This window comes from Endozoicomonas sp. ALE010 (genome assembly GCF_049310165.1).
Taxonomy (GTDB): Bacteria; Pseudomonadota; Gammaproteobacteria; order Pseudomonadales; family Endozoicomonadaceae; genus Endozoicomonas.
In genome coordinates, this window is sequence record NZ_JBLYNV010000105.1 from 1 (window position 1) to 9,704 (window position 9,704).

Consider the following 9,704-nt stretch of genomic DNA (forward strand, 5'->3'; position numbering starts at 1 on the left):
ACGTAAACGCACAGCAAGCTAACTTTAAACCACAGGAAATCGCCAACCTGCTGTGGGCCGTGGCGAAACTGGTGGACAACGGGCAGGAGCAGACACCAGAACTCAAAGAGGCCGTGGCCGCGCTGTTGCCCCACGTGAACGTACAGAAAAACCAATTTAAGGCCCAGGGTATCGTCAACCTGCTGTGGGCCATGGCGAAACTGGTGGACAGCGGGCAGGAGTGGACACCAGGGCTCAAAGAGGCCGTGGCCGCGCTGTTGCCCCACGTGAACGCAAAGAAAGACCAATTTAATGCCCAGGGTAACGCCAACATTCTGTGGGCCATGGCGAAACTGGTAGACAACGGGCAGGAGTGGACACCAGGGCTCAAAGAGGCTGTGGCCGCGCTGTTGCCCCACGTTAACGCACAGAAAGACCAATTTAGTGCCCAGGATATCGCCAACCTGCTGTGGGCCATGGCGAAACTGGTGGACAACGGGCAAGAGTGGAAACCAGTGCTCAACGAGGCCGTGGCCGCGCTGTTGCCCCATGTGATCGCACAGAAAGACCAATTTAATGCCCAGGGCATTGTCAACCTGCTGTGGGCCATGGCGAAACTGGTGGACAACGGCCAGGAGCAAACACCAGAGTTCAACGAGGCCGTGGTCGCGCTGTTGCCCCACGTGAACACACAGAAAGACCAATTTAATGCCCAGGGCATTGTCAACCTGCTGTGGGCCATGGCGAAACTGGTGGACAACGGCCAGGAGCAAACACCAGAGTTCAACGAGGCCGTGGTCGCGCTGTTGCCCCACGTGAACACACAGAAAGACCAATTTATGCCTCAGCATATCGCCAACCTGCTGTGGGTCATGGCGAAACTGGTGGACAACGGGCTGGAGCAGATGCCAGTGCTCAACGAGGCCGTGGCCGCGCTGTTGCCCCACGTGGACACTCAGAAAGACCAATTTATTCCTCAGCATATCGTCAACCTGCTGTGGGCCATGGCAAAACTGGTGGACAACGGGCAGGAGCAGACACCAGGTCTCAAAGAGGCAGTGGCCGCGCTGTTGCCCCACGTGAACGCAAAGAAAGACCAATTCAATGCCCGGGATATCGCCAACCTGCTGTGGGCCATGGCGAAACTGGTGGACAACGGGCAGGAGCAGACACCAGGTCTCAAAGAGGCCGTGGCCGCGCTGTTGCCCCACGTGAACGCAAAGAAAGACCAATTCAATGCCCGGGATATCGCCAACCTGCTGTGGGCCATGGCGAAACTGGTGGACAACAGGCAGGATCAGACATCAGAGCTCAACGAGGCCGTGACCGCGCTGTTGTCCTACGTCAACATACAGAAAGCTAACTTTAAACCACAGGGTATCACCAATCTGCTGTGGGCCATGGCGAAACTGGTGGACAACGGGCAGGAGCGAACACCGGGGCTCAACGAAGCTGTGGCCGCGCTGTTACCCCACGTAAACACACAAATAGCGAACTTTAAACCACAGGAAATCGCCAACCTGCTGTGGGCCATGGCGAAACTGGTGATCAACGGGCAGGAGCAGACACCAGAGCTCAACGAAGCCGTGACCGCACTTTTGTCCCAAGTGAACGCAAAGAAAGACCAGTTTATTCCTCAGCATATCGCCAACCTGCTGTGGGCCATGGCGAAACTGGGTGAGCTCGTTGAGCTGAACGTGGTTAAATCCACGACTGAACTTCTTGTCTACCAAATCAGTAAATGCCCTCAGTTATCTCAGCAAGATATATCGATGTCTCTCTGGGGAGTATTGGTATGCTGTGTCAGGCTGTCCCAAGATGCCAATGCCAATAAAAACAGCTTGCTTGAAAAGCACATGGATGGCCTGTTTACTCGCCTGGAAAATGCAGCCTCAAACAATGGAGATGAACAATCCATCATTGCCATGGCCGCAAGCTGGCTTGGCAGAGCGTGTCCGATCGTCCCCCACTACCAGACAACCATTTCAAAAACTCAAACCGACTTCCGCGATCAACTTCAATCATGTATTCCCTCTTTAAAGATTGAAGCAGAAAGGAGTCTGAACTCATTACCTCCGGTTGATCTGCTACTGCCAGACCACAATATTATTATTGAAATTCAGGGACCCTCTCATTACGTATGTGGTGATTTCAAAACCAGGACTGGTTCGACTCTGCTGAAAATCGCACTGCTGCAAAAAGCAGGATTTGAGGTCATTGAAGTCCCGGTTAACACGCTTTGGAACCCGGATTCAATAAAACGATGTATTGATCAAATAAAGACCAGGGTGGACATCCCGCCACAAGGCCATGGCTCTGTATCACATAAAATCGGGTGGGCAGATGAGGCAAACGTTACCGCCGATAAAGAATGGCAATCCTCAGATCACTGTTACCTGACCGCCGAAGAACATTTAGAGAAGCAAACAGGCAAACCAAAAAAAAGAAAGAAAAAAAAGCCAATAACCTCTTCCCTTTCCTCATGACTCAAGAACTGTATTCATATTCCAGGGAAGGAGCGCCAGCGTTGAATACCTGTTGCCCAAAATGATTTGAAAATAACGGATTGGTGGCATCAGAAGTAGATGTGTATCCCCCAACGGCCTGGTTTTATAGACATTTCAGTAAAATGAACTTCTGAACAGAACAGCAGTCTACTTTTTATATTTTCATGAAGTAATGAAATATAGTTATGGATAGAAGCTCTGCTGGTATCAGTGGTCAATACGCAAGACCAGGCAAGAATTACAACAAACCGGATAACCATGCCACTTCTTCAATGCGTGGACGATATAGACAAGCCACAGTCAAACAATGGGATACTCCCCCCCACTCTGCCACGGGGCGCAATGGATTTTACCATTCTTCTGCCCCATGCTCTTCTCAATATGTACTGCTCCGTTCAGTAAACCCTGCTAAAGATTTTAATGCGCTCATCAAACCAGAAATAATGGATGGCCTGGTGAGTAAATCGGATCATTTCGGTCATCACTATGATGGAAGAGATCACGGCCTATATGCCAGTTCAATTAAAAAATACACGTCAGCGTCTAAAAGACCGTTAAATCGAGCTGAACAAAGCCAGCTGATACATTTGCTGCAAAATTTCACAGTCACACGGAGCTGGAATTGGCGAAGCCTGACGACAACATTTCATTCATTGACTTCAGCGGGTGTTTTTACCCCTCATAAGCCCGTGGATGAGCGTGTTAAGCTCACTCAAGCTACTTTATTGTCCACGCTATTTGATGCAATAACGTTCAAGTGCAACCAAAAACCTGAAGCCAGGGATATCGATGCCCGGGGAATCGTCAACCTGCTGTGGGCCATGGCAAAACTGGTGGACAACGGGCAGGAACGGACACCAGAGTTCAAAAAGGCCTTGGCCGCCCTTTTGCCCCACGCAAACACACAGAAAGAGCAATTTGTTCCTCAGCATATCGCTAACCTGCTGTGGGCCATGGTGAAACTGGTGAACAATGGGCAGGAACAGACACCTGGTCTGAAAGAAGCCGTGCTTGCACTGTTGCCCCACGTGAAAACACAGAAAGACCAATTTATTCCTCAGCATATCGCTAACCTGCTGTGGGCCATGGCGAAACTGTTGGACGACGGGCAGGAGTGGATACCAGGGCTCAAAGAAGCTCTGGTTGCGTTGTTGCCCCACGTGAGCGTACAAAAAGTTGGCTTTAATCCACAGGAAATCGCTAACCTTCTGTGGGCCATGGCTAAATTCGTGGTCAACGGGCAGGAGCAGCCCCCAGGGCTCAACGAAGCCGTGGCCGAGCTGCTGCCCCACGTCAACGCGCAGCAAGACCAATTTAATGCCCAGGATATCGCCAACCTGCTGTGGGCCATGGCGAAACTGGTGATCAACGGACAGGAGCGGACACCAGAGCTCAAAGAAACCCTGGCCACGCTAATCCCCCTGGTAAACACACATAAAGACCGGTTCAATCCCCAGGGTATCGCCAACCTGCTGTGGGCCATGGCGAAACTGGTGGACAACGGGCTGGAGCGAACACCAGAACTTAACAAAGCCGTGGCCGGGCTGCTGCACCACGTAAACGCACAGGCTAACAAACCACAGGAAATCTCCAACCTGCTCTGGGCCATAGCGAAACTGGTGGACAACGGGCTGGAGCGGACACCAGAGTTCAAAGAGGCCCTGGCCACGCTGTTGCCCCAAGTGGTCGCACAAAAAGCTAACAGTAAACCACAGGAAATAACCAACCTGCTGTGGGCCTTGGCGAAACTGGTGGACAACGGACTGAAGTGGACACCAGAGCTCAAAAAAGCGGTAGCCAGGCTGTTGCCTCACGTGAACGCACAGAAGGCTAACTTTACACCACAGGGTATTGCCAACCTGCTGTGGGCCATGGCGAAACTGGTGGACAACGGGCTGGAGCAAACACCAGAGCTCAAAGAAGTCGTGGCCAGGCTGTTACCCCACGTGATCGCACAGACAGCTAACTTTAACCCACAGGGTATTACCAACCTGCTGTGGGCCATGGCGAAACTGGTGGACAGCGGGCAGGAACGGACCCCGGAACTCAACGAGACCATGGCCGCGCTGTTGCCACACGTGAACGTAAAGAAAGACCAATTTAATGCCCAGGAAATCGCCAACCTGCTGTGGGCCATGGCGAAACTGGTGGACAACGGGCTGGAGTGGACAGCAAGGCTCAACCAGGCCGTGGCCGCACTGTTGCCCTGCGTGAACGCACAGAAAGACCAATTTATTCCTCAGCATATCGCCAACCTGCTGTGGGCCATGGCGAAACTGGTGGACAACGGGCTGGAGCAGACAGCAGAGCTCAAAGCGGCCATGACCGCGCTGTTACCCCACGTAAATGCACAGAGAGACCAATTGGTTCCTCAGCATATCGCCAACCTGCTGTGGGCCATGGCGAAACTGATAGACGGCAGGCAAGAGTGGCTCCCGGGGCTCAACGGGGCAGTCGCCGCTCTGCTGCCCTGCGTAAACGCACAGAAAGACCAATTCAGTGCCCAGGGCATCACCAACCTGCTGTGGGCCATGACCAAACTGGTGGACAACGGGCTGGAGCAGACACCAGAGCTCAAAGCGGCCCTGGCCGCGCTGTTTGCCCACATGAATGCACAGAAAGAACAATTTAATGCCCAGGGTATCGCCAACCTGCTGTGGGCCATGGCAAAACTGGGTGAGTTCGTTGAGCTGGGTGTGGTGACCTCTACCTTTGAATCTTTTGTCTACCGAATCAGTGGCAACCCTCAGCTCTCTGAGCAAGAGATATGGATGTCTCTCTGGGGAGTCATGGTGTGCTGTGCCAGGCTGTTTCTAGACTCCCATGCTAAAAATAACGTGCTTGAAAAGCACATGGATGACCTGTTTACTCGCCTGAAAAATACCTCCCCGAATAATGAAGAGAATCAATGCACCATTGCCATGGCCGCCAGTTGGCTTGGAAGAGCGTGTCCGGTCACCCCCCATTACCAGGCAATCATTTCAAAACCTCAAAGCGTCGTCCGAGATCAACTCCAATCATGCATTCCATCATTAAAGATTGAAGAAGAAAAGAGTCTGAAATCATTACCGCCAGTCGACCTGCTACTGCCAGATCACAACATTGTGATTGAAGTTCAGGGACCATTTCATTACGTGAGTGGTGATTTCAAAACCAGGAATGGGTCGACTCTGCTGAAAATCGCACTGTTGCAAAAAGCAGGATTTGAAGTCTTTGAAATCCCGACTAACACGCTTTGGAAACCGGGTTCAATAAAACGATGTATTGATCAAATAAAGACCAGGGTGGACTTCCCGCCACAGGATCATGCCTTTGCATCTCATAACACCGGGTGGCAATCCTCTGATCACCGTTACTTAACCGCCGAAGCACATTTAGAAAAGCAAAAAGGCAAACCCAAAAAAAGAAAAAGGAAGAAAAAAAAGCCAATAACCGCTTAAATTTATAAACATTTAAGCAAAATGAACTTCTGAACTGCACAGCAGTCTGCTTCTTATATTTTCATGAATTAATGAAATATAATTATGGACAGAAGCTCTACTGGTATCAGTGGTCAATACGCAAGATTGGATAATGATTATAACCAGCCGAATGATCATGCCGATTCTTCAAAGCGTGGTCGATATGGACATTGTTCAGTCAGACAGTGGCATAATCCCCCCCGCACAAACCCGGGGCGTAATGAATTTTATCGTTCTTCTGACGTATGCCCTTCTCAACATCTACAGTGCCGTTCAGTAAACCCTGCTCAAGATTTTAATGCACTCATCAAACCAGAAATAATGGATGATCTGGTGAATAAATCCTATCATTTCGGCCACCGTTATGATGGAAGAAATCACGGGCAATATGCCATTTCAATTAAAAAATACACGCTAGATGCTGAAAGACCGTTAAACAGGACTGAACAAAGCCAGCTGATACATTTGCTGCAAAATTTTACCGCAACACCGAGTTGGAATTGGCGAAGCCTGACGTCAACACTTCATTCATTGACTTCAGCGGGCGTTTTTACCCCTCATAACCCCATGGATCAGAGTGTTAAGCTTACTCAAGCTGCCTTATTATCAACGTTACTTGATGCAATAATATTCAATTGCAACCAAAAACCTCAAGCCATGGATATTGAAGCCCGGGCAATTGCCAACCTGCTGTGGGCCATGGCGAAACTGGTGGACAACGGGCTGCAGCGGACACCAGAACTCAAAGAGGCCGTGGCCGCGCTGTTACCCCAGGTGAGCGCACATAAAGACCAGTTTATTCCTCTGAATATCACCAACCTGCTGTGGGTCATGGCGAAACTGGTGGACAACTGGCGGGAGCGGACGCCAGCGCTCAACGAGGCCATAGCCGCGCTGTTGCCCCGCGTGAACGCACAGAAAGACCAATTTAATGCCCAGAGTATCACCAACCTGCTGTGGGCCATGGCGAAACTGGTGGACAACGGGAAGGAGCGGACACCAGCGCTCAACGAGGCCGTGGCCGCGCTGTTGCCCCTCGTGAACGAACAGCAGGCTCACTTTACACCACAGGGTATCGCCAACCTGCTGTGGGCCATGGCAAAACTGGTGGACAACGGACAGGAGTGGACACCAGCGCTCAACGAGGCCGTGGCCGCGCTGTTGCCCCTCGTGAACGAACAGCAGGCTCACTTTAAACCACAGGGTATCGCCAACCTGCTGTGGGCCATGGCAAAACTGGTGGACAACGGACAGGAGTGGACACCAGCACTCAACGAGGCCGTGGCCGCGCTGTTGCCCCTCGTGAACGCACAGAAAGCAAACTTTAAACCACAGGGCATCGCCATCCTGCTGTGGGTCATGGCGAAACTGGTGGACAACGGGCTGGAGCAGACACCAAATCTCAAAGAAGCCGTGGACGCCCTGTTGTCCCAGGTGAACGCACAGAAAACAAACTTTAAACCACAGGGCATCGCCAACCAGCTCTGGGCCATGGCGAAACTGCTGGACAACGGGCAGGAGCAGACACCAAATCTCAAAGAAGCCGTGGACGCCCTGTTGCCCCAGGTGAACGCACAGAAAGCTAACTTTAAACCACAAGGTATCGCCAACCTGCTGTGGGCCATGGCGAAACTGGTGGACCACGGGCTGGAGCAGACATCAGGACTCAAAAAGGCCGTGGCCGCGCTGTTGCCCTTCGTGAGCACACAGAAATCCCAATTTAATCCCCAGGATACCGTCAACCTGCTGTGGGCCATGGCAAAACTGGTGGACAACCAACAAGAGCAGACACCAGAACTCAACGAAGCCGTGGCCGCGCTGTTACCCCACGTGAGTGCTCAGAAACACCAGTTTATTCCACAGGAAATCGCAAACCTGCTGTGGGCCATGGCGAAACTGGGTGACAACGGGCAAGAACAGGTGCCAGAGCTCAACCGGGCCGTGACCGTGCTGTTGCCCCACGTGAACGCACAGAAAGCTAATTTTAAACCACAGGAAATCGCTAACCTGCTGTGGGCCATGGCGAAACTGGGTGAGCTCGTTGAGCTGAACGCAGTTACCTCTACGTTCGAATCGCTGGTCTACAAAATCAGTGAAAACCCGCAGCTCTCTCAGCAAGGGATATTGATATCTCTCTGGGGAGTCATGGTATGCTGTGCCAGGCTGTTTATGGTCTCCAATGCCAATAAAAATAACGTGCTTGAAAAGCACATAGTTGACCTGTTTACTCGTCTGGAAAAGACATCCCCGGACAATGGAGAGGAACAAACCGTCATTGCCATGGCCGCAAGTTGGCTTGGGAGAGCGTCCCCAGTCGTCCCCCATTACGAGACTTTCATATCAAAACATCAATCCAACTTTCGCCATCAGCTCCAATCATGCATTCCATCTTTGCAGATTGAAGAAGAAAAGAGCCTGAACTCATTACCGCCGGTTGACCTGATACTGCCAGATCACAACATGGTGATTGAAATTCAGGGAAAGTTTCATTACGTGAGTGGTGATTTCAAAACCAGGAATGGGTCGACTCTGCTGAAAATCGCACTGTTGCGAAAAGCAGGATTTGAGGTCATTGAAATCCCGGTTAACCAGCTTTGGAACCCAGATTTAATTATTGATCAAATAAAGACCAGGGTGGCCATCCCACCACAGGGCCATGGCAGTGCATCAGTTAAAATCGAGTGCGTAGATGAGACAAACGTTACCGCCGACAAAGAGTGTCAATCCTCAGATCCACGTTATTTAGCCGCCGGGGAACATTTAGAAAAGCAAACAGACAAACCAAAAAATAGAAAAAAGAAAAGAAAAAAAACTCATAAACATTTCAGCAAAATGAACTTCTGAACAGAACCGCAGTCTGCTTTTTATATTGTCATGAATTAATGAAATATAATTATGCATAGAACCTCTGCTGATATCAGTGGTCAATACGCAAGATCAGGTAGTAATGACAACCAACCGGATAACCATGCCGCTTCCGGAAGGCGTGGACGATATAGAGAGTGTACAGTCAGACAGCGGGATCATCCCCCCCGCCAGAGGCGTAATGTATTTTACCATTCTCCTGGCGCACGCCCTCCTCAAAATCTACTGAGCCGTTCAGTAAACCTTGCTCAGGATTTTAATTCCCTCATCAAAAAAGAAACAATCAATACTCTGGTGAATAAATCGAATCGTTTCGGTCCTGAATATGATGGGAGATATCACGGTCATTATGCCAGTTCAATTAAAAAATACACGTTAGCTGCTAAAAGACCGTTAAATCGAATAGAACAAAGCCAGCTGATGCGTTTGCTGCAAAATTTTACTGTAACGCGGAGCTGGAATTGGCGAAGTCTGACGACAACATTTCATTCATTTACTTCAGCGGGTGTTTTTAGCTCTCATAGATCCCTCGATGAGCGTGTTAAGCGTACTCAAACTGCCTTATTGTCAACGTTAATTGATGCCATCATATTTAACGGCAACCAAAAACCGGAAGCCAGTGATATTGGTGCCCAGGAAATCACTAACCTGCTGTGGGCCATGGCAAAGCAGGTGGACAACGGGCACGAGCGGACACCAGGGCTCAAAGAGGCCGTGGCTGCGCTGTTGCCCCACGTGAAGGCACAGAAAGCTGACTTTAAACCACAGGAAATCGCCAACCTGCTGTGGGCCATGGCGAAACTGGTGAGCAACGGGCAGGAGCAGACACCAGCGTTCAACGAGGCCGTGGCATCGCTGTTGCCTTTCGTGTACGTACAGAAAGACCAATTTA

At 50.7% G+C, this 9,704-nt stretch carries 4 protein-coding genes; all 4 read left to right on the plus strand.

Annotated features, from left to right (window positions below; genetic code table 11):
- Positions 1 to 2,465 (plus strand): DUF1601 domain-containing protein (locus ACO6UY_RS23275; protein WP_422491448.1); only part of this gene is annotated, 2,465 nt, incomplete at its 5' end.
- A 206-nt stretch (positions 2,466 to 2,671) separates the two neighbouring features.
- Positions 2,672 to 5,926, plus strand: a complete 3,255-nt coding sequence (locus ACO6UY_RS23280) for a DUF1601 domain-containing protein (protein ID WP_422450726.1) — start codon at positions 2,672 to 2,674, stop codon at positions 5,924 to 5,926.
- A gap of 84 nt (positions 5,927 to 6,010) precedes the next feature.
- Entirely contained in the window at positions 6,011 to 8,791 is a 2,781-nt protein-coding gene (locus ACO6UY_RS23285) for a DUF1601 domain-containing protein (RefSeq protein ID WP_422450725.1), read from the plus strand.
- 51 nt (positions 8,792 to 8,842) lie between these two features.
- Positions 8,843 to 9,704 (plus strand): hypothetical protein (locus ACO6UY_RS23290; protein ID WP_422491449.1); only part of this gene is annotated, 862 nt, incomplete at its 3' end.

What these genes read in the sequence shown, in the direction of transcription:
- ACO6UY_RS23280 (WP_422450726.1), top strand. Translation starts at nt 2,672, where the DNA reads ATGGATAGAAGCTCTGCTGGTATCAGTGGTCAATACGCAAGACCAGGC.
- ACO6UY_RS23285 (WP_422450725.1), top strand. Translation starts at nt 6,011, where the DNA reads ATGGACAGAAGCTCTACTGGTATCAGTGGTCAATACGCAAGATTGGAT.